At 61.8% G+C, this 25,575-nt stretch carries 19 protein-coding genes; 9 read left to right on the top strand and 10 right to left on the bottom strand.

The annotated features are described in order from the left end of the window. The first annotated feature begins 459 nt into the window (after positions 1 to 459). On the top strand, positions 460 to 1,566 hold the full coding sequence (gene tal, locus PHO31112_RS15720; protein WP_150621347.1) for a transaldolase: 1,107 nt from the start codon (positions 460 to 462) through the stop codon (positions 1,564 to 1,566). A gap of 53 nt (positions 1,567 to 1,619) precedes the next feature. Here tal and PHO31112_RS15715 read toward each other — a convergent pair whose 3' ends face one another. After that, a complete protein-coding gene (locus tag PHO31112_RS15715) occupies positions 1,620 to 1,790 on the bottom strand; it encodes a CsbD family protein (protein ID WP_150621346.1) in 171 nt (56 codons plus the stop codon). 126 nt (positions 1,791 to 1,916) lie between these two features. Continuing rightward, a complete protein-coding gene (locus PHO31112_RS15710) occupies positions 1,917 to 2,075 on the bottom strand; it encodes a DUF3309 domain-containing protein (protein WP_150621345.1) in 159 nt (52 codons plus the stop codon). Positions 2,076 to 2,361: 286 nt separating this feature from the next. Here PHO31112_RS15710 and gnd point away from each other — a divergent pair, with 286 nt between their 5' ends. From gnd to pgm, 3 genes are all read left to right on the top strand, one after another. Continuing rightward, positions 2,362 to 3,414, top strand: a complete 1,053-nt coding sequence (gene gnd, locus PHO31112_RS15705) for a phosphogluconate dehydrogenase (NAD(+)-dependent, decarboxylating) (RefSeq protein ID WP_150621344.1) — start codon at positions 2,362 to 2,364, stop codon at positions 3,412 to 3,414. Positions 3,415 to 3,493: 79 nt separating this feature from the next. Further along, positions 3,494 to 5,602, top strand: coding sequence for a transketolase (tkt, locus tag PHO31112_RS15700; RefSeq protein WP_150621343.1), 2,109 nt, complete (start codon positions 3,494 to 3,496; stop codon positions 5,600 to 5,602). Further along, positions 5,599 to 7,335 (top strand): phosphoglucomutase (alpha-D-glucose-1,6-bisphosphate-dependent), encoded by a 1,737-nt coding sequence (pgm, locus tag PHO31112_RS15695; protein WP_150621342.1) that lies wholly within the window; start codon positions 5,599 to 5,601, stop codon positions 7,333 to 7,335. The genes tkt and pgm overlap by 4 nt, the downstream gene beginning before the upstream one ends. 102 nt (positions 7,336 to 7,437) lie before the next feature. On the opposite strand, the gene PHO31112_RS15690 is transcribed toward pgm, so the two are convergent. Together PHO31112_RS15690 and PHO31112_RS15685 are read right to left on the bottom strand one after the other, a co-directional pair. After that, a complete protein-coding gene (locus tag PHO31112_RS15690) occupies positions 7,438 to 7,773 on the bottom strand; it encodes a hypothetical protein (RefSeq protein ID WP_150621341.1) in 336 nt (111 codons plus the stop codon). 17 nt (positions 7,774 to 7,790) lie between these two features. Beyond that, positions 7,791 to 8,273, bottom strand: a complete 483-nt coding sequence (locus tag PHO31112_RS15685) for a Spy/CpxP family protein refolding chaperone (RefSeq protein ID WP_246178262.1) — start codon at positions 8,271 to 8,273, stop codon at positions 7,791 to 7,793. Between the two features lie 309 nt (positions 8,274 to 8,582). Between PHO31112_RS15685 and PHO31112_RS27170 the strand changes: the two genes are divergently transcribed. Beyond that, on the top strand, positions 8,583 to 8,753 hold the full coding sequence (locus PHO31112_RS27170; protein ID WP_174995729.1) for a hypothetical protein: 171 nt from the start codon (positions 8,583 to 8,585) through the stop codon (positions 8,751 to 8,753). 325 nt (positions 8,754 to 9,078) lie between these two features. Here PHO31112_RS27170 and PHO31112_RS15680 read toward each other — a convergent pair whose 3' ends face one another. Further along, the gene (locus PHO31112_RS15680) at positions 9,079 to 9,948 is read right to left on the bottom strand and encodes a slipin family protein (protein WP_425495205.1); all 870 of its coding nucleotides are present in this window, start codon (positions 9,946 to 9,948) and stop codon (positions 9,079 to 9,081) included. 147 nt (positions 9,949 to 10,095) lie between these two features. Then, positions 10,096 to 10,917 carry a PRC-barrel domain-containing protein gene (locus PHO31112_RS15675; RefSeq protein WP_150621340.1) on the bottom strand — a complete coding sequence of 274 codons (822 nt, stop codon included), beginning with the start codon at positions 10,915 to 10,917 and terminating at the stop codon, positions 10,096 to 10,098. Positions 10,918 to 11,128: 211 nt separating this feature from the next. Between PHO31112_RS15675 and PHO31112_RS15670 the strand changes: the two genes are divergently transcribed. The 4 genes from PHO31112_RS15670 to PHO31112_RS15655 all read left to right on the top strand — a co-directional run bounded on the left by PHO31112_RS15670 (position 11,129) and on the right by PHO31112_RS15655 (position 20,935). Next, the gene (locus tag PHO31112_RS15670) at positions 11,129 to 11,461 is read left to right on the top strand and encodes a hypothetical protein (protein ID WP_150621339.1); all 333 of its coding nucleotides are present in this window, start codon (positions 11,129 to 11,131) and stop codon (positions 11,459 to 11,461) included. A gap of 27 nt (positions 11,462 to 11,488) precedes the next feature. Then, complete coding sequence (locus tag PHO31112_RS15665; RefSeq protein ID WP_246178259.1) at positions 11,489 to 20,140, top strand: glycoside hydrolase family 94 protein; 8,652 nt, start codon at positions 11,489 to 11,491, stop codon at positions 20,138 to 20,140. A gap of 297 nt (positions 20,141 to 20,437) precedes the next feature. Next, positions 20,438 to 20,650: a cold-shock protein gene (locus PHO31112_RS15660; RefSeq protein ID WP_150621338.1), complete on the top strand. Its 213-nt coding sequence runs from the start codon at positions 20,438 to 20,440 to the stop codon at positions 20,648 to 20,650. An 87-nt stretch (positions 20,651 to 20,737) separates the two neighbouring features. Further along, positions 20,738 to 20,935: a hypothetical protein gene (locus tag PHO31112_RS15655; RefSeq protein WP_150621337.1), complete on the top strand. Its 198-nt coding sequence runs from the start codon at positions 20,738 to 20,740 to the stop codon at positions 20,933 to 20,935. A 265-nt stretch (positions 20,936 to 21,200) separates the two neighbouring features. On the opposite strand, the gene PHO31112_RS15650 is transcribed toward PHO31112_RS15655, so the two are convergent. The 4 genes from PHO31112_RS15650 to PHO31112_RS15635 form a co-directional block, all read right to left on the bottom strand. Next, positions 21,201 to 22,286 (bottom strand): porin, encoded by a 1,086-nt coding sequence (locus PHO31112_RS15650; protein ID WP_174995734.1) that lies wholly within the window; start codon positions 22,284 to 22,286, stop codon positions 21,201 to 21,203. Positions 22,287 to 22,415: 129 nt separating this feature from the next. After that, complete coding sequence (locus PHO31112_RS15645) at positions 22,416 to 23,420, bottom strand: aliphatic sulfonate ABC transporter substrate-binding protein (protein ID WP_217427036.1); 1,005 nt, start codon at positions 23,418 to 23,420, stop codon at positions 22,416 to 22,418. 32 nt (positions 23,421 to 23,452) lie between these two features. After that, the gene (locus PHO31112_RS15640; protein WP_150621335.1) at positions 23,453 to 24,592 is read right to left on the bottom strand and encodes an LLM class flavin-dependent oxidoreductase; all 1,140 of its coding nucleotides are present in this window, start codon (positions 24,590 to 24,592) and stop codon (positions 23,453 to 23,455) included. Positions 24,593 to 24,624: 32 nt separating this feature from the next. Next, on the bottom strand, positions 24,625 to 25,521 hold the full coding sequence (locus PHO31112_RS15635; protein WP_174995733.1) for an ABC transporter substrate-binding protein: 897 nt from the start codon (positions 25,519 to 25,521) through the stop codon (positions 24,625 to 24,627). Between the last annotated feature and the right edge of the window lie 54 nt (positions 25,522 to 25,575).

Below are 25,575 nucleotides of genomic sequence, written 5' to 3'. Positions count from 1 at the left end.
CGCGACTTGACGGAACTCGTTCTTGAGGCGCGAGAACTTCTGTTCCAACTCTCTGATTCGATCTCTGACCTGACTAGGTGTCATAAGCCTCTCCATAGACTCAAGTGGGCGTGCGTGCCCGTTGCTCGACCCAACCTTCGACAACACTCTGCTCGCCGGCGAGACGGCGCGTCGGTCCGGTATCGCACAGGCCGGCAAAGAAATTACAGGCATCGCGGCCACGGCAGGACCGTCCCGGTGCCGCGACGCGGCGGGCCATCCAGGCATGAAAGCGCCGACCGGATTGGTACGCTGACGTACCGCATCGGCGTTGGTGCTCCATGTAACGTGAGATCGGTGGCGGAAAGCACGTCGAGTCGACATGCAATGGCGAATCGGTCGCAGAGCACAGCGCCGAATACGTAATCGGCCCCTTGGGAGATCAATAGCCATCTCCGAAAACTCACTCGGCGAGGTTTCATGAAAGCCACTCTGAAATTACAGGCACTCGGTCAGAGTCTCTGGCTCGACAACATCACACGAGACTTGCTTGGTGACGGGACATTGGCCCGCTATCGGGACGAATACAACGTCACAGGTTTGACGTCGAATCCAAGTATTTATCTCAAGGCGATCCGCGATACGGCGGCATACGATATCGATATTGCCAAATCCGCCGATCCGCCTCTGACGGACGAAGCACTATTCTTCTCACTGGCGATCAAGGATCTGACGGAGGCTGCCGAACTGTTCCTGCCGGTGCATCAGCGCACCCAAGGCGTTGATGGATGGGTCTCGCTCGAAGTATCGCCATGGCTTACCGAGGATGCCGTCGGGACAGTGGCGGCGGCCAAAAGCCTTCATGCAAGCGCGCGTTGTCCCAATCTCTTCATCAAGATTCCCGGAACGGCAGCCGGCTTGATCGCAATCGAGGAAGCGATCTTTGCCGGTGTGCCGGTCAACGTCACGCTCCTTTTCTCTCGCGAGCAATACGTCGAGGCTGCAAACGCCTACTGGCGAGGTCTGGCGCGCCGGCGCGACGCCGGGCTTGACTTGCGCGTCGCCTCTGTGGCGTCGCTCTTCGTCAGCCGTTGGGACACCGCCGTCACTGGCGAGGTGCCATTCGGGTTACGCAATCGCCTCGGTGTTGCCATCGCAAAACAAACCTACGGTGCCTACCGTGATCGCATGTCGCATCCGATGTGGCGGGAATTGGCCGACGCCGGTGCGAGCCCTCAACGTCTGTTGTGGGCCAGTACCGGCGCGAAGAGCCGGGAAATCTCGCCCGGCTATTACGTAGAAGCCCTTGCCGCACCAGATACCATCGACACCGTGCCGGAGGCGACGTTGCTGGCCTTTGCCGCGGGAGGCGAGTTGATCAGTGTCATGCGCGAGGATGGCGGTAACGCCGACCCGGTGCTTGCCGATTTTACTCATGCCGGCATTGACGTAACCGCGCTGGCCGCACGCCTGCAGCGCGAGGGTGTCGAGGCGTTTCGTCAGGCCTGGGCCGAACTCATGCAGGTCATTGCCGGAAAACGCATGCCCGAACGGCACCTGGCTCCGGCCGAAGGAAGCACCTCCTGAATACGGGCACGGCCAGTGAGCCCCCTGTGACGGGGGCAGGTTATCCACAATTTTCACTTCTTCAGATCGCGGCGCGCGTCGCCCACGACTGACTGGACTTTGCCGGCGTGCTTCTCGATCTTGCCGTCGACTTCCATCTGCTTGTTGCCTACCACTTTACCGGTGACCTCTTTGATTTTGCCTGCGGCTTCCTTGACCCGGCCTTTCACTTGATCTTTGTTCATGATGTTTGACGTTCTCGGTGGATGAAAAATTGAGCCCCTTGTCCGGGGCTCGCGTGTCGCTCACCTTCGTGGCGACCTGCCCTGCGCGCCGATTGACGGCGTCGAGCATGCCTTGGGTCGAGCGCCTCATAGTCGCCCCATCAAGAGCAGAACAATCAGAACGGCGAGCATCAGCCCCACCGCGCCACTCGGCGCATATCCCCAACCCGAGTTATACGACCAGGCCGGAAACGCTCCTACCAACAGAAGCGCCAAGACAATCATCACCACAATTCCTAAAGACATGATTTGCTCCCCACGTCGGTGAGAGGGGGGATTTCTCCACCCTCACCCGCAACTTAGCCGGTAGACGAGGACATGTCGGTTCGGTGCCGTACGTGGACAGTGAACAAACGTCGTTCGGTGTCAGAAGCACCGGACTTGCGCCGCAACCGCGTGTCGCATATCGCATATCGCAGCGACCATTTTGTGTTCGGTAGTGGACAGAACTACCCGGCGAACGCCCCTAGTGTCGAGAGGGCGATGTGCCGCGTTCCACATCACCCTCACTCACACTCCTAGGGAGCAAACCATGCAACTCGGCATGATTGGATTAGGACGCATGGGGGCCGATCTGGTGCGCCGCCTGATGCGCCACGGTCACCAGTGTGTCGTCCACGATGTTCATCCGTCGGCGATCGCTGCGCTGCAGCAGGAAGGCGCGACGGGGGCCGCTTCGCTCGACCAGATGATGTCGCTTCTGGAGGGCCCCAGAATCCTGTGGCTAATGGTGCCCGCAGCCGCAGTCGAAGCGGCGCTCGCCGACCTCGGGCCCCGGCTGGCGCCCGGCGATATCGTCATCGACGGCGGCAACTCCTACTACCGGGACGATATGCGACGCAGTGTCGAACTGGGTGCCAGAGGCGTTCATTTCATCGACGTCGGCACCAGCGGGGGGATCGCCGGTCTGGCGCGCGGCTACTGTCTGATGATCGGCGGCGAAGAGGATGTCGTGGTGTACCTCACACCGCTCTTTACCGCATTGGCTTCCACCACAGACGGTGTAGCAAAGCCAAAACCCGACGGTATCGGCCGCACGATGGGTCTCGACGCCCCCACGGCAGCGTCCGGGTATCTCTATTGCGGGCTTTCCGGGGCCGGCCATTTCGTGAAGATGATCCACAACGGCATCGAGTACGGCATGATGGCCGCCTATTCGGAAGGCCTGAACATTCTCAAATGCGCGAATATCGGCGCACAGCAAGGCGCAGCCGACGCCGAAGTCACCCCATTACATCATCCCGAGTACTACCAGTACACGTTCAATCTGGCCGATATCGCCGAGGTCTGGCGACATGGAAGCGTGATCGATTCGTGGCTCCTCGGCAAAGTGGCGGAAGTATTGCGCACAGATCCTACGCTGGCACAGTTCGCCGGTCACGTTTCAGATTCCGGAGAAGGTCGTTGGTCGATCGAGGCAGCGATCGACGAAGCCGTACCTGCGCCAGTGCTGAGCGCGGCACTCTATGCGCGTTTCAGCTCCCGAGGACAATCCGTCTTCGCGGATCAGCTTTTGTCGGCCATGCGCTATGCGTTTGGCGGCCACGTAGACCTTGCGGTGCCGGTGACGCCTCGCGACGCGTGAGCGCCGCAGGGTAATGCCGTGTTCGTGCGTCAACCGGCATAGCGGCGAACTGTCGCTCACATCGATGGAGTTATCAAACATGCAGTCAGATGATCTTGATCAGTTGTGCATCAACACCCTGCGCACCTTGTCGATCGACGCGGTGCAAAAGGCGCAATCCGGGCATCCCGGCACGCCGATGGATGCGGCGCCAACGGCCTATTGTCTGTGGCAGCGGTTCCTGAGATACGACCCCGAGCACCCACACTGGGCCGGACGGGATCGTTTTGTTCTGTCCAACGGGCATGCCTGTGCGTTGCTGTACAGCCTGCTGCACGTTTGCGGCGTCAGAAGTGATGACACTACCGGCGAGCTAGCCGTAACCATCGACGATCTGAAGTCGTTTCGCCAAGCCGGAAGCCGATGCACCGGGCATCCCGAGTACGGATGGACGACCGGTGTGGAGACCACGACCGGGCCGCTCGGGCAAGGGCTTGCCACGAGCGTCGGCATGGCTGTCGCGGGACAATGGCTGAGCGCAACCTACGACAGACCGGGATTCCCGCTGTTTCAGTACAACGTCTACGCGCTTTGCAGCGATGGCGACCTGATGGAGGGGGTGGGAGCGGAGGCGGCGTCGCTGGCCGGTCATCTGAAGCTGGCCAATCTGTGTTGGATCTATGACGACAACCACATCACCATCGAAGGGTCCACCGACCTGGCATTCACGGAGGACGTCGGTGCGCGTTTTGCCTCTTACGGCTGGCATGTCGAACGGGTAAGCGATGCCAACGACCTCGCGCAGTTGACCCGGGCCTATCAAGGATTTCTCGATACCAGACACACCCCCACCCTCATCATCGTGCAAAGCCATATCGGTTACGGTGCTCCCCATCGGCAAGATACACGAGAGGCGCACGGCGAGCCGCTTGGCGTGAACGAAGTCCGCCTGGCCAAGGAATTTTTCGGCAGCGATCCCGACCGGCAGTTCGACGTGCCCGAAGGCGTCAAGGCCCATTGGCGCGACGGCTTCGGCCGCCGGGGACGCGATGCCCATACCCGGTGGCTGGAGCGCTTTGCGGACTATCGGGCCCAGTATCCCGACCTGGCCGAGGCGCTGGAGCAGATGCAAGCGCGCGAGCTACCCGCCGGATGGGACACGGGACTGCCCGAATTCACACCAACGGCGGCAGGTCTTTCCACCCGGGCTGCATCGGGGCAAGTGCTCAATGCCATTGCCGCGCGGGTGCCCTGGTTGGTGGGGGGCGCGGCCGATCTGGCGCCATCGACGCTCACTCGTCTCACGTTCGATCTCGCGGGCGACTTTCAGAGCCGCGACCCGCAGTCGGGGGGCGACTATCGCGGCAGGAATTTACATTTCGGCGTGCGCGAACATGCCATGTGTGCAATCGCGAGCGGCATGAGTCTGTCATCGCTGAGACCGTTCGTTGCCAGTTTCCTGATCTTCACCGACTATTGCCGGGCGGCGCTGCGTTTGAGCGCGATGATGGAATTGCCGTTGATTACGATATGGACGCATGACTCGATCAGCCTGGGAGAAGACGGACCGACGCATCAGCCCGTCGAACAACTTGCCTCGCTACGCGCCATGCCGGGCATGACGGTACTGCGTCCGGCCGACGCCGGTGAGGTGGTTGAGGCCTGGCGCGTCATCATGGCGCTCAAGCGGGGGCCGGTCTGCCTCGTGCTGACACGTCAGGCGGTAGCCGTGCTCGACCGGAACCGTTACGGCAACGCCGCAGGCGTTGCGCGGGGCGCCTACGTCCTGATCGATGCCTGCGAGGAAATGAATGTCGAAGACGATACCCCGGACGTCTTGTTGCTCGCCACCGGCAGCGAAGTTGCGCTGTGCGCCGCCGCGTATGACGAGTTGAAGCGCGAAGGCATTCTGGCGCGCGTCGTCAGCTTGCCGTCATGGGAGATATTCGAGAGCCAGTCGTTGGCCTACCGAGACCATATCCTGCCCCCCTCGGTCGTCGCACGCGTTGCCGTCGAAGAAGCGTCGACCTTCGGCTGGGAGCGCTATGCCGGGCATGAGGGGGCGATTCTCGGATTGCACACGTTTGGCATGTCTGCCCCGCGCGAGACGCTGGCCCGTCATTTCGGTTTCGATGTGGCGCATATCGTCACGACAGCCAAGGCGCAACTCATGCGTCACGGCAGCAAACACCGGGGGGAAACGTCATGACCGAATCCCAAGCGCCCGCACCGGGGGCCCCGCCGGTCAGTCCGTACGCCGGACAAGCCTTATCGCCGGACAAGTGGGTCAATGTCTCGCGGCTGGTCACAGCGTACTACTGCAATGTCCCTGATCCCGACGTTGCAGCACAGCGCGTTGCGTTCGGTACCTCGGGCCATCGCGGTTCGTCGTTCCTCACGACATTCAACGAGGCGCACGTCCTGGCCATCAGTCAGGCCATCTGCCGTTACCGTCAACGGCATGGCATCAGTGGTCCGACATTCGTCGGCATCGATACTCACGCCTTGTCGGAGCCAGCCTTCGCGACCGTCATGAAGGTATTCGCAGGCAACGGCATCGACGTGATGATTTCCGAGGGCGGCGAATACACGCCCACACCAGCGGTGTCTCACGCCATCGTCACCTACAACCGCAGGCGGTCGGCGGGGTTCGCAGACGGCATCGTCATCACGCCGTCACATAATCCGCCCGATAACGGCGGCATCAAGTACAACCCGCCGCATGGTGGACCCGCAGACTCCGCAGTGACCACCTGGATTGAAACGCAAGCCAACGAACTGCTGCGCAGCGGCTTGCGGTCGATGCCGCGCATGAGCGTCGAGGAGGCGATGCGCGCGGCCACGACGCACCCCTATGACTTCCTGAATACCTATGTCGACGACCTGCACAACGTCATCGACATGGACTTGTTGCGCGACTCGGGCATTCACTTGGGGGTCGACCCCCTGGGGGGAGCCGGTGTGCATTACTGGCCGGCCATTGCCGAGCGGTATCGACTGAATCTGACGGTAACCCGTACGACCGTGGATCCGACGTTCGGTTTCATGACCGCCGATTGGGACGGTCGCATCCGCATGGACCCCTCGTCGGCTTTCGCCATGCGGGGGCTTATCGCGCAAAAGAATGCCTTCGACATCGCATTTGCCTGCGACACCGACCATGATCGCCACGGCATCGTCACGCCAGAGGCTGGCCTGCTTCCACCTAATCATTATTTCGCCGTGGTCGTCGAGTATTTGTTCGAACACCGTCCCGAATGGCGGTCCGATGCGGCCATTGGCAAGACGGTCGTCGGCAGCCAGTTGATCGATCGTCTCGCGTCAAAACTCGGGAGACGTGTGTATGAAGTTCCCGTCGGATTCAAATGGTTTGCCGCCGGACTACTCGACGGCTCATTGGCGGTAGCCGGAGAAGAAAGCGCAGGCACTGGCTTCGCGCGGCGCGACGGCTCGGTCTGGACAACCGACAAAGACGGTCTCATACCCGCACTGTTGGCAGGCGAGATGATGGCGCGCACCGGGCGAGACCCCGGCGCGTTGTACCAGACGTTGTCGCATGCCCTGGGCTCGCCGGTCGAGGCACGTCGTGAGGCAAGTGCAACCGCTGCACAACAGGCTGTGCTCGCCGCATTGACGGCAGATAAGGTGCGCTCGAAGCGGCTCGCCGGAGAGCCGATCAACGCGATTTTGACGCAGGCGCCCGGTAACGACGCGCCGATAGGCGGCTTGAAGGTCGTTACCGACCATGGCTGGTTCGCGGCTCGTCCGTCAGGAACCGAACCGATTTACAAGATATACGGCGAGAGCTTTCAGGGAGACCACCACCTGCAGCAACTGCTGGGCGAAGCTCAATCCATCGTCGATGCGGCGCTGGGCGACGCCGAATCGCTTCCGCGCATCGTAAGTGCCCCTGAAAACGCGCCTGACGCAGGTGCTTCGTGATGTACGGGCAACCCGCACTCGGCGCCCCACGGTGCCGGCGTACCAACGTCGGGGGCGGCATAGGCATAGCGGCCGGATTTGGCGCGTCAGGTCAGGCACGGGCTATCGCGCCTGGAACGGCAGGAAAAGGGTGATGCCCGGCGATGTCTGCGGTGCGTACACCACGGGCGGTGCCCCGTAGGTGTAGCCGTCGCGGTACCCGTAGCCGTCACGGTACCCGTCGTAGTAACGCGCCCGATCGTGGCGATACATGTGGCCCTCCCGGTGCGGATCGTGCCGGAAGTCACGTCTATCCGTCTGGTAAGTGTTCCGGTTGTCCTGATATCCAGGCTCCGCACGCACGACGGACGGTGCAAGCGTGCAAAGGATCACCAGCGCAAGGCCGAGCGTCACCCCGAGGGGCGTCGTGCCATGTCTTCGTGTAATTGACGATTTCATCATTGACTCCGGTGTTCTCAGCCCTTACGGCCCATGTGATGCCCTTCATTACGGAAGATCTGGTCGGCATTGCGTTTCTGCACGTCGGACATGCTGTTGTACAGAGACTCGAACGCGAGCGTCAGCTTCCTGATGCCGTCGGCATGCGACTCGGCAATTTGGGCGTAAGCGTGCAAGTCGTCAATGGCGCTCATGTGGCTGGCGCCATCCTCGCGTGCACGCAGCAACGTCTGCATCGTGTTCGCGTTCTCGCGCATGATTTGCGCGACGGGTTGCCACAGGGACTCTTGGGTCGAAGTGATTTGTAACCGCGTGTGCAGACTGGTGATGCGGGTTTCGATAGGCACGCGCGCGGCCGTCCTCGTGGCATGGGCGGCTGCAGGGCTATCCATGGTCGGGGCCGCGCCAGAGGGCGTACACACGACGGCGAGGCCGGCAACGATCAGGACTTCAAGTATGCGTACGACGTGAAGTTGCGTCGAAGTATTGGATAGTTTCATGGTGTGTCTCGAAGATGGGACAGCGACAATTTGCGTGCTCAACTCGTGAATGAAAGCAATCACGTTCGATTGGCTACTCAGTTATGGCGCCGCAACGCCGGCCCGTCTGTCCGCTGCCGGACCCTCCTGCGCGTTTCCATATCAACGAATGTTCGCTATCGGACAGACGTGACAGGAGCCGTCCCCTAACCTCTGGACGATGCTGCCGGCCGGGCTGAGTACGAGCGGCGGTTGCGGCCCTGAGCTGGCCTATTCGTCAGTCCGGAATGGCTGATAGCGCAGCGTCGTCAGAACAATAAGGAGTAGCTCATGTTCACATGCAGAACCTGCGGCGAAGTGAACGACTTTCCGGAGATGAGCCCGGAGGTCAACGATCTCGGCTTTTACTTCGATTGCCCCGACTGCGGCGCGAGAAACAAGCTTGTCAATGTGGCTACCGCCGGCGAGACGGCAGCGCTGGTGCAGTTGTCCGATGAATAGCCCGCCACGCCGAAAGGTCTGGTGCACCGAGTGGAGAATGCGGGATGAATGACGAAGACCGCGATACGCACGGCCTGCGCAAGACGCGCGAAGCTTCAGGGCGTGTCCCGATCACGCAGTATTTCCCAATGGAAGTGAGGTGATGACAATGAGCTACGCGGTACTCCTCTTCGTCGCGATGACCTTCATTTTGCTTTGTGCTTGATGGCACGAGGCAACGCTCAAGGGGCGATGCCCCCGTCACCTGACTGCCCCCACGGATCAGCCCGCATCATGCTTGAGGGCGAATAGATCGCCGAACGCCGCGCGTTCGACAAGTCGGCTGTCATGCCGTGCCGTTCAGTCCGGGAGGTGCACTGGCGGGATCGGTGCTTGCCACCGCAGACGACAACGCTACGGGATTCATGCTGTCGACCATTGCAGAGGGCATCAGTATGGTGGCGCCGCGCTCCTTGGTCGTCTCGTAGATGATATTCATTGCGCGCAGTTGCAAAGCCTGTGGATGCCCTTCATAAATTGCTGCGGCCTCCACGAACTTCGCCGCGACCAGCGCTTCTGCAGACCCGAGAATCATGCGGGCCTGCTTTTCGCGTTCGGCTTGCGCCTGTCTCGACATGGCATCCTGCAAGGCGACCGGAATGGCCACGTCGCGAACCTCCACCGACATCACTGCGATGCCCCATGCTGCGGTCTTGGCGCCGATCTCGGCACGTAATTGCTCGTCAGATGCTTTCCTGTCGGAGAGCAGAGACGACAACATCGATGCGCCTATCATCTCGCGCAACGACGTCTGCGACACTCTGTCGATCGCCTGCCGGTAGTCCGTAATTGCCAAGGCGGCCCGCTCGGCATCGTTGACGTGCCAGAAAATGATCGCGTCGACATTGACGGGCACGGTGTCCTTTGTCAATGCCTGCTCAGCGTTGAAGGCGGTGGTTTGAATGCGCTCGTCGATCACTGCCGTGACGCTGTCGATCACCGGCAGGATCAGGAAAAGACCGGGGCCCTTCACGCTTTGCAGTTTTCCAGCGCGCAGAATCACGAACTTCTGCCATGCGTTGGCCATCTTCAACGTTGAAGCCACCAATAGGGCGGCGAGCGCGAAGCACGGCACCAGATAGGGACTGATATACATGCCGGCAGCCGCGCCGGCGAGAAGCAGCATCAGTACCAGAAAGGAAGTGATGGTATTCACGGCAGGCCTCCCTTGCATCCGAACACGCGCAGTGTTTGCACGTGAGACAACCCGGACCCGCCTGACCTGACGGGCCACGTCCTACACGATTCATTTTATGCTTTACAAGCGCCCTTGGCGGCGTCGGGCAGGCGCTGAGGAAATACGCTATTCGCTGCCATCGCGCGCGTGCGTCGGTGCGTCGTTCCAGTAGCCGGGACGGTCATAGTGTCTGTGGATGGAGATTTCCTGCCGGCGATCAAGCCTGGCCTTGGCGTCATACGGCGGGGCCGCTTTCACCGCTTCGCGCGTGAGGGCCAGTGAGACGGTGGCGTCCAGCCAGTTCATCCGCTCGATCAACCCCACGGGAATGGCGACCTGATGGCCCATCCACCAGTTGCTGGTGTTGACGATGATGTAGCGCACCGCCCATGTGTGGACATCCACGAGTAAGCCTTCGACATGTCCGATGTCCCCGTTGCTGGCATGGACGTGATAGTCGGCGGCCGCGTCGGCGCTGCGCAGATGAGGATCACGACGCGGCCGGTTCGCCATCTCGTCGTGGGCATGCGCGGACTCTCGAGCCACGCGAAAGGCGTCTTGCTCGGATCGGCTGCCGGTGGCCAGACTGCTCGGGAATGCACCTTCTCCCCAGGCATCCGCACCGCCCCAGTAATCGGGGTACCCGTAATACGCCAGGTAGTCGGTTTCGTGCTGGCGCGACACGGGTTTGTGCGTGTCGATATCCGGGCTGTGCTTTACCTGATCCTTGGTGATTGTGACCGGGATGATGTCGTCGAGCCAATCGCTCCGGCCAATCGAAATCGGCGAGATCAACACCTGCCGGTTCGCGAGCCACGTCCCGGTTTCCACTACGAGATACCTGACGACCCACGCTTTGTCGTCGAAGTACAGATCTTTCACCAGACCGACATCACCATCCGTCGCGCGAACGGTGCAGCCCTCCAGTTCGTCCAGGGTACGTAACATGGCAAACCTCCCGCGAATCGCCTGTCGTTGACGGCGTCTGCCCGCTGCGCCTGCGCCAACGTCGCGCTGCGCAGAGGTTCAGATGCCGAAGTTGCCACAACCGTACTGGAAAGCAGCAGCCGAGTCCGTTCGGTATCGAACCGACTTGGCGAGCAAAAGCCGCGACCATCATCCGATGCATATGCCACGCATGTGCCATAAGGAGTCGATCATGAGAAAGGAACGCATACTGCTCCATGTCTATGGGGAGCATCAGGACGCCGTCTGGACGCTGACATGTCTGGATTTGTCGTTTTCCTCCAGCGCCACGGAACTGATGAAAGCGAAGGAGTACGTCAGGGCCAACGCCCATGAGTACCTGGAAGGAAAATTGGTGGGGGAGAACATCCAGTTCCCGGCTATCCCGGTGAGTGCGGGCGACGTCTCCCGGCGCAAGATGAAATATTGGCTGGCTCGCACCTGGCAGCACTTCGATGGACGCACGCGCGGCCACATCTATGATGAAGTCGTCGGGCTGGACGATAAGCACCCGATGTTCTCCTGATCGCAATGTAACGCTGGAGACATCGGCATGTGGACACCGCCAGGCATGGCCTTTTTTGTCGGAACTTCCCGAGGGGCGAGCGACTTCGGCCCTCCCGAAGCTCCGATTCGCGCGGAGTTGTTCAGCCGCGACCGGCTGGAGCAGCATGCCCTCAGTCTGGCGCGTGCGCAGCAAGTTGCGGTGCACCCGCCACGCGCCCGATCACTGACTTCACGCGCCGCAGACAACGAGCGCGTATTGCGCAAGTGCTATGACGCAACGGCGCAAGCAACGTTGCAGCGCCGCTCGATCACGCCGGCCGCCGAGTGGTTGCTGGATAACTTCCGTACCGTCTCCGACCAGTTCCGAGAGGTCCGGCATGGCCTGGACACGCGGTCTTTCCGGTCATTGCCGCGTCTGCTTGACGGCCCGTTGCGCGGCCACCCGCGCATCTATGGTGTGCTTTGGGCCTTCGTGGCCCACACCGACAGCCGTTTCGACCCTGCATTGCTCAGTTGCTTTTTGCTCGCCTATCAGCGCGTCGACCCGCTGACCATGGCGGAACTCTGGGCGATGCCGCTCACGCTGCGCGCGGTGATGATCGAGAATCTCCGTCGCCTGTGTGCTCACGTTACCCAATCTCAGGTCAACCGACAGGCCGCCGACCGGTATGCGGACGACCTGCTCTCGCGCAAGGCGTCCGCGTCGCCCGTCACTGGCGACGTACCGGAGGCGCGCGCTGGCGTCGTCGAGCCGTTTGAGCCGGCTTTTACCGTGCAGTTGATTCAGCGTCTACGCTATCAGGACAGGTCGCTGCAATGGCTCAGCGATCAACTGGCGCAGCAAGGACAATCGGCCGACGACATCGTACAGGCCGAGCATGCCAGTCAGGCCGCAGCGAACATGACGGTACGCAATGTCATCACCAGCTTGCGCGACATGCGGGCGTTCGATTGGCAGCCGCTGTTCGAGGAAGTCAGTCTGGTCGACACCCATCTGCGCCACAACACGGGTTACGCGGACATGGACTTTGCCACGCGCGACCGTTACCGGCACGAGATCGAGAAGCTGGCGGCAAGGTCCCGGTTGTCCGAGCTTGAAGTCACGCGGGCGCTGAACCTTAAGGCGTCCGCTGCGGCGGCGGGCACGGGTGAATCGGCCAACGCCGACGACATGCCGCGACGCACGGACCCCGGCTACTATCTTCTGTCGGCCGGCCGGCGCGAGTTTGAGCGCGAGATCGCCTATCGTGTGCCGCTTACGCGCCGATGGCGTCTGTATAGTGCCTCCCATAGCGCCGTGGCCTATATCGTGGGGGTTTGCCTGCTGAGCAGCTTGCTGGTGGCCCTGCCCCTATGGCTCAGCGTTGCGGCCGGTGTGAGCGTGGCTGGGGTTGTATTGCTGGGCCTATGCGGGATATTCCCCGCGTCGGAACTTGCGGTTATGCTCATCGACCACGCACTGTCCCGGCTGATTCCGCCACGTCATCTGCCGCGCCTCGAACTGGTCGACGGCATTACGCCGGACCTCCGAACATTCGTCGTCGTGCCGATGATGCTCACGAACGAGGCGGACATTGCCGCGCAAGCGGCACAGTTGGAAGTGCACTATCTCGCAAACCCCAGAGGGGATGTCCGGTTCGCATTGCTCTCCGATTGGCGCGATGCGGATACGGAGCACATGGACAGCGACATGCCGCTGCTGGCGGCTGCCAGTGCACGCATCGCGACGCTGAACGCCCGATACGCGGACGGCACCTCCGATGGCCCGCACTTCTTCTTGCTGCATCGCAGACGACTGTGGAACGAATCGCAGCGCAAATGGCTCGCGTGGGAACGCAAGCGCGGCAAGCTGCACGAGTTCAACCGGCTGCTGCGAGGCGCGACGGACACGTCGTTCATGGACGTTGACGGGCGCGCGCCGTGGATACCTCCCGGCGTGCGGTACGTGATCACGCTCGACAGCGATACGCGTCTGCCTATCGACGCCGTGCGTCAACTCGTCGGCACGGCGGCACATCCGCTGAACCATCCGTACATCGATCCGCGCTCGCGGCGCGTAGTCGCCGGTTACGGCATTCTGCAACCTCGCATCACGCCGACCTTACCGACGATGAGCGAGGGCTCCCTCTATTCACGCCTTTTCTCGGGACCTTACGGCATCGATCCCTATGCAGGGGCCGTGTCGGATGTCTATCAGGATTTGCTCGGCGAGGGCAGCTATATCGGCAAAGGCCTGTATGACGTCGACGCCTTCGAATCCTCACTCGCGGGACGAATCCCGGAAAACACGATCCTCAGCCATGATCTGTTCGAAGGGAATTTTGCCCGTTGCGGCCTGGTCACCGATATCGAGTTGTTCGAGGACTTCCCGTCACATGCCCAGGTCGCTGCCACCCGTCTGCACCGTTGGATTCGAGGTGACTGGCAACTGTTGCCGTGGATCGTGGGCAAGCGTGGCGGCGCCATTCCGGCCGCCGCCCGATGGAAGATGCTCGACAATCTGCGTCGCTCTCTGAGCGCGCCTGCCTCGCTGGCGACACTGGTGGGCGCGTGGACAGTCGCGCAAGCGCCGGTTGGCGTCTGGTCGGCGCTGGTCTTGCTGGCGATCTGCGCCCCGGCGATGTTCATGATTGCGGCGGGCCTGATCCCGTCGCAGACAGGCATTTCGATGCCGAGCCACTCGCGCGCGGTCGGCAGGGACATGAGAAGCGGCGTCGAGCGCACCTTGATCGTGGCCTCGATGCTGGCCAATCATGCGTGGCTGGCCGCAGACGCCATCGCGCGCACGTTGTTCCGCCTGATCGTCTCGCGGCGCCGATTGCTCGAATGGGTCACGGCGGCCCAACTCAAACTCCACGCCGGACGCTCGGTCGGCAACTTCCTTTGGTCGCTTCGCGGCGCCGTTGCGCTCACCGCACTATGTGCGGGCATTGTCGCGTGGCTACGACCTGCCAGCCTTACGTGGGCGGCCCCCTTTCTGATCGTCTGGGGCCTCTCCCCGTTCGTCGCGCAATGGATCAGCCGCCGTCCGGGCCCTGCCCGCCCTTCCCTCGTGCCTGCCGGCGACCTCCACACCTTGCGCGTCGCCGGCCGGCGGATCTGGCGCTTTTTCGCCACCTTTGTCGATGACGAGAATCATCATCTTCCTCCCGACAACTTTCAGGAAGACCCGCGGCCCGTGGTGGCGCATCGCAGTTCGCCCACCAACTTCGGTCTCTATCTGCTATCGGTGCTCAGCGCGCGCGACTTTGGCTGGATCGGCGTGACGGAGACGCTCGAGCGCCTGGAGCGCACGCTTGGCACCATGTCGACGCTCGCTCGGCACCGAGGCCATTTCTTCAACTGGTATGACACCCGCGAATTGAGCCCGCTGGTGCCGCAGTACGTGTCGAGCGTCGACAGCGGCAATCTGGCAGGGCATTTGCTCGTGGTCGTGAGCGCGTGCAAAGAGATTCCCCTCCAGCCGGTATTCGCCCGGTCACAACTCAACGGCATCCGCGATACGGCGGCTCTGCTGCGCGACGCAATCGCTCATGAGAGCGACGACCGGCGAACGCTGACGGTCAACCGCAACCATCTGTACGACGAACTCAACGCGCTGGAACTCATACTCCTCCAACCCTTGCCATCCGAACCGGTCGGCACGGCCGCCGATGCAAACGACGACTGGCGACGACGCTGGCATGCCATCGATCGGCGCGTGAGCACGCTGCTCGACCTCGCGCAGACATTCGCGAACGAACGTGGTGACGAGGCGCATAGCGAGGTGCTCTACTGGGTGGGCGCGATTCGTAACGACGTCGGGAGTCACCTGCGAGACCTGACGGCGATCCTGTCGTCTCACGGCGAATCGGCTCACGATGCTGCACAGTCGTCCGTGCCTGGCATGGACATCCCGGACGCTGCGATTGCGAAACGGTTTGATGCCGTTGCCGCAATGGCGCGCCGGCTTTTCGACGAGATGGATTTCCGCTTCCTGTACGCGCCCGACCGGCGATTGTTCTCCATTGGTTATCGTATGGGGGACGCCCACCTGGACAACTCGTACTACGATCTTCTCGCGTCCGAGGCACGATTGACGAGCTTCATCGCGATTGCCAAGGGTGACGTGCCCGCAACGCACTGGTTCCGGCTCGGACGCATCATGGCGCCCTACGGCAACGCTGCAGTGCTGATGTCGTGGTCAGGCTCGATGTTCGAATACCTGATGCCTTCGCTAGTGATGGACTATCCGCATCGAAGCCTGCTCGACTCGACGTGTGCGCTTGCCGTATCGAGTCAGATCGCCTATGGCAAGGAGCGCAATGTGCCGTGGGGAATCTCCGAGTCAGCCTGCAATATCCGTGATCGCGCGCTGACCTACCAATACGCCGATTTCGGGGTACCCGAGCTGGCATTGAAGCGGGGGTTGGCGCGGTCGCTGGTGATCGCACCTTACGCCACGGTACTCGCCGCGATGTACGACGTACCGCGTGCCGTCGCCAACCTGAAGCGGCTCGACGCCGTGGGCGCGCGTGGCGTCTTCGGTTATTACGACGCCGTCGACTACACGCCCTCGCGTCTGCCGAAGAACTGCAACGCCGTGCCCGTTCGCACCTACATGGCGCATCATCAGGGCATGTCGCTGGTTGCGTTGTCGAATGTACTGTTTGGTGACGTCATGCGGCAGCGCTTTCATCGTCAGGCGGTGGTGCGAGCGGCCGACCTTCTGCTGCACGAGGCCAATCCGCGTGAAATATGCGCGGTCGATCTCGCCCCCGATATTGCCGATACGCCCTTGGGCGTCGAGGCGAGCGTGCCGGTCATGCGCCGTTTCGATTCGGCAGGTCAAACACCGCCCGCCACCCACTTGCTCTCCAACGGCGAGTATTCGGTCATGGTCACCGCCGCCGGCTCAGGGTACAGCCTCTGCGGCAACGCGGCTGTGACGCGCTGGCGGGAGGATCTCACGTGCGACCCATGGGGCAGCTATCTGTTTCTGCGGGACACCGCGAACGATGCCGTCTGGTCGGCGACGGCGCAGCCCGTGGGTACCGAGCCCGAAAGCTATGACGTGGCCTTCTCCGAAGATCGTGCGAGCTTCGTCCGGCATGAAGGCTCGCTCCTCACGACGCTCGAAATCATGGTGTCGCCGGAAGACAACGCCGAAGTCCGGCGGCTCTCCATCACCAATGCGGGTCTGCAGGCGCGCGAGATTGAAGTCACCTCTTATGCCGAAGTCGTGCTGGCCCCGATGGCGGGCGATACGGCACATCCGGCGTTCTCGAACCTGTTCATCCAGACGGAATATTTGCCGGAAGTGCATGGTCTGCTGGCCATGCGGCGTCCTCGCGGCGGTGCCGATACGCCGCTGTGGGCGGCCCATGTGCTGGCCAGCACCACGCATGGCGGCAACGTGGGATACGAAACAGATCGGGCTCGTTTCATCACGAGAGGCCGAACTATCCGCAATCCGCTGGCGGTCATGGACGGTCGTCCGCTATCGAACACCGTAGGTGCGGTACTGGACCCGATCTTCAGCCTTCGCACACGCATTACGATTGCTCCCGGTGCGACCGAGCATCTGGTGTTTTCCACGATGGTGGCACCAACGCGTGAGCTGTTGCTCGACCTGAGCGACAAGTACCACGACCCTGCCAGCTTCCAACGGATTTCGACACTGGCGTGGACACAGGGACAGGTCAATCTCCACCATCTGGGCATCACGGCAGACGATGCGCATCTCTTCCAGTTCATCGCCAACCGGGTTCTCTACGTCGATCCCGCCATGCGTCCGGCGGCCGAGGTGCTCAAGCGCAACACGCTCAGTGCACCGTCGTTATGGCGATTCGGCATTTCCGGCGATCTCCCCATCGTACTCGTGCGCGTGGACGACCCCGACGACCGCGACATCGTCAGACAGTTGCTTCGCGCTCACGAATACTGGCAGGGCAAGGGCGTTCCGGTCGAACTCGTCATTCTCAACGAGCGTAAGGTGTCGTATATCCAGGATCTGCAGGTTTCTCTGCAGACGATGGTAAGCGGCACGCAAGTCACGCCAGATCAGAGCGGCGGGCGCGGCGGTATCTCCGTCATTCGTGCCGACGGGCTCGAGGCTGCGGAAATGACATTGTTGCTAAGTGCCGCGCGCGTCGTGCTTGCAGGTGCAAGGCAAGGCAGCCTCGAAGAGCAAATCGTGCGCATGGGGCGTAACGACACGCCCACGCTCACGCCCAAACGTATCGCACGAACGTACAGCACGCGCAGCGATGACTCGGCCGACACGCCATTGCCCGCGCCAGCACTGGAGTATTTCAACGGGCTCGGCGGTTTTGCCGAACAAGGGCGAGAGTACGTGACGGTGCTCGGGCCGGGACAACGCACGCCGGCGCCCTGGCTCAACATCATCGCCAATCCGGACTTCGGCTTTCAGGTGTCGGAGTCGGGCGGAGGTTACACCTGGTCCTCGAACAGCCACGAGAATCAATTGACGCCGTGGTCGAACGACCCGGTCGTGGACCCCTGCAGTGAGGCCTTTTTCCTGCGCGACGACGATACCGGCCATCTGTGGAGCCCGACCGCATCTCCGATCCGGTTGGAGAACACACGTTATATCGCTTCCCACGGATTTGGCTACAGTCGCTTCGAACATGCGGTGCATGGCATCAAGACCGAACTCGTACAGTTCGTGAGTTGGCAAGATCCGGTGAAGTTCTCGACATTGACGATCGAGAACCGAACCAAAAGGCCTCGTAGACTTTCTGCCGCTGCGTACGTCGAATGGGTGCTCGGGACCGAACGTGCCCGCAATGCACCGTTCGTCGTCTCCGAGATCGACCCCGTCACCGGCGCCATGTTCGCCGGCAACCCATGGAACGCCGAGTTCGGTGAGCGAATCGCCTTCGTCGACTGGCTTGGCAGACAGACGCAGTGGACTGGCGATCGCACGGAATTCATCGGACGCAACGGCGATCTCGCTCACCCTGCCGGGCTGTTGCCCGATGCTGTACTCAGCAACGCGACAGGGGCAGGCATGGACCCCTGCGGCGTGCTGGTCACGCAGATCACCCTGGCGCCCGGCGAGCGCGTCGAGCTTACCTTTCTTCTGGGACAGGCAAACGACCGTGACGCCGCCAGGAAGTACGTTCAACGCTATCGCGCCACATCGCCCGGCGAGGCGCTGGCAACGGTCAAATCGGAATGGCACGCCATTCTCACGCAGCTCCAGGTCGAGACGCCGGATCGGGCGACCGATCTGATGCTCAATGGCTGGCTGCTTTATCAGGTGGTGTCGTGCCGCATGTGGGCGCGCGCAGCGTTCTATCAGGCTAGCGGCGCGTTCGGATTCCGCGATCAACTGCAAGACTGTATGGCGCTTTGCTATACGCGTCCCGATCTGGCGAGGGCGCATCTTCTCAAGGCGGCGGCCCGGCAATTTGTCGAAGGCGATGTGCAGCATTGGTGGCACCCGCCTTCGGGGCGTGGCGTGCGCACGCATATCTCCGACGACCGGCTTTGGCTGCCGTATTCGGTCACGCATTACGTCCGCGTGACGGGTGACACGCAGATTCTCGACGAACTCGTGCCCTATCTGGACGGCCGTCCCGTCGCCGATGAGGAAGAGAATGCCTACTACGTGCCGACGGTCACCGAGCAGACCGGCACCCTGTTCGAACATTGCCAGCGCGCCATCGATTGCAGCCTTGCAACGGGCCCCCACGGGCTCCCCCTGATCGGTGGGGGCGACTGGAACGATGGCCTGAATCGTGTCGGGATGAAAGGCAAAGGCGAAAGCATCTGGCTGGGATGGTTCCTGCACGCCACGGCACTGCATTTCGCGGATCTGGCTGAAGCGCGCGGAGAGGTCGATGCGACACGATGGCGTGTGCATGCCGAAGGATTGCGAGCCGCGCTGAACAACGGTGCCTGGGATGGTGCGTGGTACTTGCGAGCCTACTTCGATGACGGAACCCCGCTCGGGAGCGCAGGCGACGCGGAATGCCGCATCGACTCGATCGCGCAGAGCTGGAGTGTGATATCGGGAGCGGGCGACCCAGACCGCCAGCGGCGGGCGATGGAATCCGTCGAGCACTATCTGGTGCGACCGGGCGACGACCTTATCCTGCTGTTGACGCCGCCCTTCGACAAAATGGAGCGGGATCCGGGGTACATCAAGGGATACGTGCCGGGTGTGCGAGAGAACGGCGGCCAATACACGCATGCCGCCACCTGGTGCATGATCGCGTTTGCGCAACTGGGCGATGGGAATCGGGCTGGCGACATGCTCAAGATGCTCAACCCCATTCATCATGCGGATACGCGCGCCGGCGTGCATGCCTATAAGGTCGAGCCCTACGTGATGGCCGGCGACATTTACGCGGCCCCCACCCATGTGCGGCGAGGCGGTTGGACCTGGTACACCGGCGCCGCCGGATGGGTGTATCGCGGTGCCGTGGAGTCCATTCTGGGGCTGCAAAAGCGCGGTGACACACTTCGCGTTACGCCTTGTATTCCACGTGAATGGCGCGGGTTTCGCTTGAGCTATCTGTTCGGTGAGTCCCGTTACCTCATCTCGGTCGCGAATCTGCACGGTCAGACCCAGGGCCCCACATCCGTGACAGTGGACGGGCACCTCCTGGCGGGTAGCGATCAGGACATACCGTTGGTCGACGACGGGCGTATCCACCGAGTACAGATCAACCTTCTGCCTTTGGCGTGACCTTGCTCTCCGATACCAGGAATTGAGCGAGATTTACCGCCATCGACATAAAAATTTTAAAACTTAAATTCCGATTATATTTAAAATCCATATAAAAAATAAACCGCTTGTTGATGCGACAATACCAGCGTATAAGAGAAGTACCGACCATCAAGTCTGACGTTTTTCGATAGCGCAACGATCTGGCGATCTTTGCGAGACATTTCCGATCTCTGACCCTCTTGGTTGTCTGTTCTTCAATGCCCGTATACCCCGTATTTCGCGACGGTAAAGCGTTGAACATTCGAGAGGTAATTCATGAGCACCGGCACCGTCAAGTGGTTCAATAACAGCAGGGGATTTGGCTTCATCACACCGGACGATGGAAGCGCAGATCTCTTCGCTCACTTTTCTGAAATCAGCGCCAATAACGGCGAATCATTTCGGACCCTTCAAGATAGCCAGCGCGTCTCCTTTAATGTTGTGCAAGGTCCGAAAGGACCACACGCGTCCGACATAAAGCTGGCCTGACGCGCCTCGACTTGGCAACCCTGACGCATAGGTCCGCGTCCAGGGCGCCGGGTCGAACGATTACCGATTTCCTATGGGGGACGTCATATGCTCGCCCTATCGAAACAAACCATCCTCGCTGCACTTCAGCGTATTTCAGAGCGCGACCCGGTGCCGTTGTCGGACGCGGTCATCGACGCCCTGCTCGCCCGCGAACTCATCGAGCGCGTTGGCAAGCGCTTTGCGCCTACGCAGTTCGGTAAATCGTATTGCCGCGCGGCAGGCATGCTCAGGTGGCGATGGTAAGTCACCCGGGCCGGCCAGTTCGGACGCGGTCGTGAAACGCCCGCAGGAGAAGAGATTATGGTTAGCATGTCCTGGTTCGTCGGTGCCGTTACGGTCGCAGTTCTCTTGCTCATCTACTGGGGAACGAGGTAGACGGCGTTGCCATACCGGGCGCAATCAAGTCTTCGATGGCAGCGTCCGGGCATAAGCACGGGACACAGGGCTTGACGCGGCACTCTCGTGCCCTGTCACCTTGAACCCTTGGCACGCGCCGATCGCTTGAAAATCAGAAGCGGTGCTGCACGCCGATCTGAATGCCCTGGGCGTCTGCACCGGAATAGGCCACCGCAACTCCCGGCGTCGTCGATCCGGCAAGCGCATAAGAAGCACGGCCCTTGTTGAGCAGCACCGCCCCGCTGGCGTACAGCCATGTCTGCTTGGAGAGCCAGTAGGCGTACATCAGACCAACATGATCCGCATTGCGCGCTGCCGGGGTGCGGTCGTCGAGATGGGAATACACCAACGCCAACGATGAAGCCGGGTTGAAGCGGTAAGCACCGGAGACGGTGTAGACGTTCTTGTCCACGGAGCCGTCGCTTTGCTGCGCATGATGGAAACCGGCGAACAGCCGAACCGTGCCGAAGTCGTAGGAACCACCGCCGAAGAACGCCTTGAGCGTGCTCGCGTTCATCGCACTGTCCACTGACTGAAAGCCCACACCCAAATCCACCGGACCGCGCGTGTAGGACGCCGTCAAGTGGTAGTTGTTGATGCCGCTGCGCAGTGTGGTCGTGCCATCGCGCAACCCCAGCATGGCTTGCGCCGAGAACCCTGCGATATCGGGGGTTCCGTAGTAAATGGCGTTGCTCGCGCGCACTGACAAGGTTGCGAAGCTGTTCAACCCCGACGCGATGGTCGACGCACCGGTCGCATCGAATTTACCTTCCAGCGGCACGTACAGTGGCGAGTTCTGCCGCCCAAAACGCACTTCCCCCCAGCGGCCCGAAGCGCCGACCCACGCCTGGCGGTTGAAGATCGATGTCGAATCGCTGGCGGTGCCGTTGTTCAGGTTGAAGCCGTTTTCGAGCGTGAAGTTGATACGGTTTCCGCCGCCAATCTCTTCGGAGCCTTTCAGGCCAAAGCGTGAACCGGTTTGCGCGCCGGAGAGCATGCGGTAAGTGCTCTGGCTGCCAGAGTGCGACCAGTCGAGCGAGAGGTCGAGCAAACCGTAGAGCGTCACGCTGGACGCCTGAGCGTGTGCTGCCTGCGACGCCGTCAGGCCGATGGCGAGAGCCAGGGTGGCGAGTGTGGCGCGCCCGGGCGAGAGCGCGCCCGCCTGCGAACGTGCGAGCGTGTGGGTCTTCTGGGTCATATCGAGTTTTCGCCGATCGCTGTCGGCTTGTGGCATTGAGAGGAAGTCCGCACGTGTCCGGCCATCGCCCGAAGGGGGCGTAGAGCCGGGCCGGAACGCCGGGAAGTGTCGAGAGTTGCGAAAGGCGGCTTAGTCGGCGAGTGTCGCGATATGCGACCTGACGTCGGGCTGTGTAGAGATGATTCGGTTATCCACATACCAGCGGGCAACGCGCTCGATTCGCGTGACGTCGTCGGGCAGGACCGCACGCAGTGGCGACACGTTGTTCTCGCCGAGCTTGTCTGCCAGTGCAGGCGGCAGATTCAATTCGGCCGCCCAGATCTTTCCGGCTTCTCGCGGATGGGCGGCGGTCCAGACATTCTCGTCGCGCAGCACACGCAGCACGGTTTTCACGACTTCCGGATGCGCCTTCAGGTAATCCTGGCGCACGAAATAGCCCACGGCGTTGTCCGAACCAATGGCTGCGCCGTCTGCCAGCACGCGCGCGTGATAGCTGCTTTGCGCAATCGAGAGGAAAGGATCCCACGTTGCCCACGCGTCTACGCCGCCGCCGACAAATGCGCTGCCGGTGTCGCTGGGCGACAGGTAGCGGCGCTTGACGGTATCCGGCGCGATGCCGCTTTTGACCAGCGCACGCACCAGCAGATACTCGCCGGTGCCGCCCTTGTTGACGGCAACCTGTTTGCCAGCAAGATCGGCAAGCGAATGAATACCCGAATCCCGCGGCACCACGATGGCCTCGTTACGCGCTGTCATGGGTTGATAGCCGAAAATCGCCATCGGGACACCAGCGGCAATAGACGTCACGAACGACGTGGAGCTGCCACTCGTCAGATCGACGGCATCGGCGTTAAGGGCTTCGAACGCGGGTGCGGCTGCAGGAAAGGGGCCGGCCCAGACGACCTTGACGCCCTGCCCGGCCAGCGCTTTGTCGAGTGAGCCCTTGGCCTTGGCGAGCGTCAGATCCGAGGTTCCCTTGAGATACGCGATACGCAACGTCACACTGCCGGCGCGGGTTTGCGCACTGGCGGGTGCAGGCATCATCGCCAGCGTAATCGCGGCGAGCGCCGCCACGACAGCGAAACGCTCCCCCGTGCGCCGGAAATGCCGGCGGACGTCGAAAATGAAGTTCATGCTAAATCCCGGTTGAGTGAAACGATGCGCCTTCAAGGTTGCGCAGGCGTGGTGAGCGTGGACGGATCGCGATCGAACAACGTCGACCAGGTAAATGTCTTCTCGGCCGTTTCACGGCGACGAACGGGCAAATGCGGCAAAACCTGCTCCGCAAACCGATACGACTCTTCGAGCAGCGGCAGACCCGACAGAATGAAGGTGTCAATGCCCCGCGATGCGTAATCGTTGAGTGTCTCGACGACGGTCTCCGGCGAGCCCACAATCGCAGTGCCCGGCCCTGGCCGTACAAGGCCCAGTCCCGACCAAAGGTTCGGCGCGATTTCCAGATCCCGTGCGCGCGCTGGCCGCCTGCCTTGATGAAGCGCACTCATGCGTCGCTGGCCCACGGAGTCGCTGCCACCGACAAACCGTTGATTCGCGGCGATGGCGTCGTCGTCCATCAGGCTCAACAGGCAATCCGCCTCTGCCCAGGCGGCCTCGTCGGTGTCGCGAAGAATGACGTAGAGACGCACGCCGTGCGACAGGCTTCGTCCGTAGTGCGCCGCGCGGGCATTCACATGCCGAACCCGTTGTTCGATCTCATCCGGCGTCTCGCCCCACGACAGATAGGTGTCGACGTGTTTTGCAGCGACTTCGATGGCCGGTTCGGATGAGCCGCCGAACCACAATGGAGGGATGGGAATCGACTTCCCCGCAGGCAGCGCGAGCTTCGCCCCCTCCACGCTGAAGTACTTACCTTGATAGGTCACGGTTTCACCGGCGAAAAGACGCTTAAAGATTGTGAGGTATTCGTCGGCCATCAGATAGCGCTCGTCATGCGGGATGGACATGCCATAGGCCCCGAGCATCTTGGCATCGCCCGACACGACGTTGAGCAGCAGCCGCCCTTTGGAAAACTCCTGAAAGGTGGCCGCCATTTTCGCGAGCAATGTGGGCTGTATGAGTCCGGGGTGGATGGCGAGCAGGAAGTTCATGTCCTCCGTGTACGGTAACAGCGAGCTACCCAGCACCCAGACGTCATGCGCGCCGGTGGCGAACAGCGCACCGGTAAAACCGAGATGGTCATAGCCGCGTGCCAGTTGCTGGAGGTAACGGTAGTTGATCGTACGGGCACCGTCCGCCGTCCACGGCGCGTGCCCATCCGGCGCGGTGAGATACCAATAAACGTTCATTGCAAAATCCGTGTAGCCAAGAGGGAAGATATTCAGCGCGTGGAAGCCGCTGACGAGAAATTCAATGGCGCAGATGGCACCGTTTGCCGGATGTCCAGCGCTCGCGATAAATCGCCGTGGCGATGAAGCAGATCGGCCTCGCTTTGCTGTTCGGCGTAGAAAACACCGTCGCAGGCATGCAGTTGCCAGTCGCGCGCCGCCAGTGAAGTGCGCCACGAGGCGGCGTCCGCGCCCGAAATCCCGGCGTTGGCGAGTCGCTCGGCATAAGGTGCGGGATGGTTCGCGACATCCTGACCCAATGCGCTCAGCGCGGAGAACACGGCGTCGAGGGATGCGCGATGACGCTCGACGGCGTCACGATGGGCCCAAAACACCGAACGGTTAGGCACATAAGCACCGATATCCGTCAGCACGCGCCACCGGGGGAATTCAACGCGCACTCGCGAAAGCCAGGGGGCCATGGCGATCCACGCGTCGACCCGACCCTCGTCAAGCGCACGGCAGGCATCCGCCGGTGCCAGTTCGATACGTTCGACGTCACGTAACGACAGGCCCTCGCGCTCAAGCGCGGCAGCCAGAAAGGAGGTGTGAAAAGAACCATCGAGCAAAGCGATGCGGCGACCGGCCAATGCCGATACATCGACGGGCGCGTCAGCACCACGGACCACGATAGCCCCATTCGCGCCCCGCGGTGCCGACGCCGCAACGTAGACAAGCGGCACGCCGTCATGCTGTGCGAGCAGCGGCGGTGTCGAACCGGTGCCCCCGACATCAATGACGTCACCGGCGATCAGATGGCCGGTATCGCGCCCTTCACGGTAGGCCACGAACGCCACGTCAGGCACGTTCGCCGGCCAGCGATCCGGCCACGTCAGCGCAGCCAATTGCAGATGCAGATTGTTCGGATGTACCCCGACGCGCAAAGTCATCGCCGGGCCTCCGCGGCTCGTGTGCCGCGATTCGTTAGGGTTACGGCCATTCAT

The organism is Pandoraea horticolens (assembly GCF_902459555.1).
In the GTDB taxonomy this organism is placed as follows: Bacteria; Pseudomonadota; Gammaproteobacteria; order Burkholderiales; family Burkholderiaceae; genus Pandoraea; species Pandoraea horticolens.
Note: the sequence above shows the minus strand (reverse complement) of the source record. Positions and strands in the feature narration are given on the sequence as shown.

Bases quoted from the DNA above. Each gene is read 5' to 3' on its own strand.
- tal (WP_150621347.1), top strand. From the start codon at position 460: ATGAAAGCCACTCTGAAATTACAGGCACTCGGTCAGAGTCTCTGGCTC.
- PHO31112_RS15715 (WP_150621346.1), bottom strand. From the start codon at position 1,790: ATGAACAAAGATCAAGTGAAAGGCCGGGTCAAGGAAGCCGCAGGCAAA.
- PHO31112_RS15710 (WP_150621345.1), bottom strand. From the start codon at position 2,075: ATGTCTTTAGGAATTGTGGTGATGATTGTCTTGGCGCTTCTGTTGGTA.
- gnd (WP_150621344.1), top strand. From the start codon at position 2,362: ATGCAACTCGGCATGATTGGATTAGGACGCATGGGGGCCGATCTGGTG.
- tkt (WP_150621343.1), top strand. From the start codon at position 3,494: ATGCAGTCAGATGATCTTGATCAGTTGTGCATCAACACCCTGCGCACC.
- pgm (WP_150621342.1), top strand. From the start codon at position 5,599: ATGACCGAATCCCAAGCGCCCGCACCGGGGGCCCCGCCGGTCAGTCCG.
- PHO31112_RS15690 (WP_150621341.1), bottom strand. From the start codon at position 7,773: ATGAAATCGTCAATTACACGAAGACATGGCACGACGCCCCTCGGGGTG.
- PHO31112_RS15685 (WP_246178262.1), bottom strand. From the start codon at position 8,273: ATGAAACTATCCAATACTTCGACGCAACTTCACGTCGTACGCATACTT.
- PHO31112_RS27170 (WP_174995729.1), top strand. From the start codon at position 8,583: ATGTTCACATGCAGAACCTGCGGCGAAGTGAACGACTTTCCGGAGATG.
- PHO31112_RS15675 (WP_150621340.1), bottom strand. From the start codon at position 10,917: ATGTTACGTACCCTGGACGAACTGGAGGGCTGCACCGTTCGCGCGACG.
- PHO31112_RS15670 (WP_150621339.1), top strand. From the start codon at position 11,129: ATGAGAAAGGAACGCATACTGCTCCATGTCTATGGGGAGCATCAGGAC.
- PHO31112_RS15665 (WP_246178259.1), top strand. From the start codon at position 11,489: ATGTGGACACCGCCAGGCATGGCCTTTTTTGTCGGAACTTCCCGAGGG.
- PHO31112_RS15660 (WP_150621338.1), top strand. From the start codon at position 20,438: ATGAGCACCGGCACCGTCAAGTGGTTCAATAACAGCAGGGGATTTGGC.
- PHO31112_RS15655 (WP_150621337.1), top strand. From the start codon at position 20,738: ATGCTCGCCCTATCGAAACAAACCATCCTCGCTGCACTTCAGCGTATT.
- PHO31112_RS15650 (WP_174995734.1), bottom strand. From the start codon at position 22,286: ATGACCCAGAAGACCCACACGCTCGCACGTTCGCAGGCGGGCGCGCTC.
- PHO31112_RS15645 (WP_217427036.1), bottom strand. From the start codon at position 23,420: ATGAACTTCATTTTCGACGTCCGCCGGCATTTCCGGCGCACGGGGGAG.
- PHO31112_RS15640 (WP_150621335.1), bottom strand. From the start codon at position 24,592: ATGAACGTTTATTGGTATCTCACCGCGCCGGATGGGCACGCGCCGTGG.
- PHO31112_RS15635 (WP_174995733.1), bottom strand. From the start codon at position 25,521: ATGACTTTGCGCGTCGGGGTACATCCGAACAATCTGCATCTGCAATTG.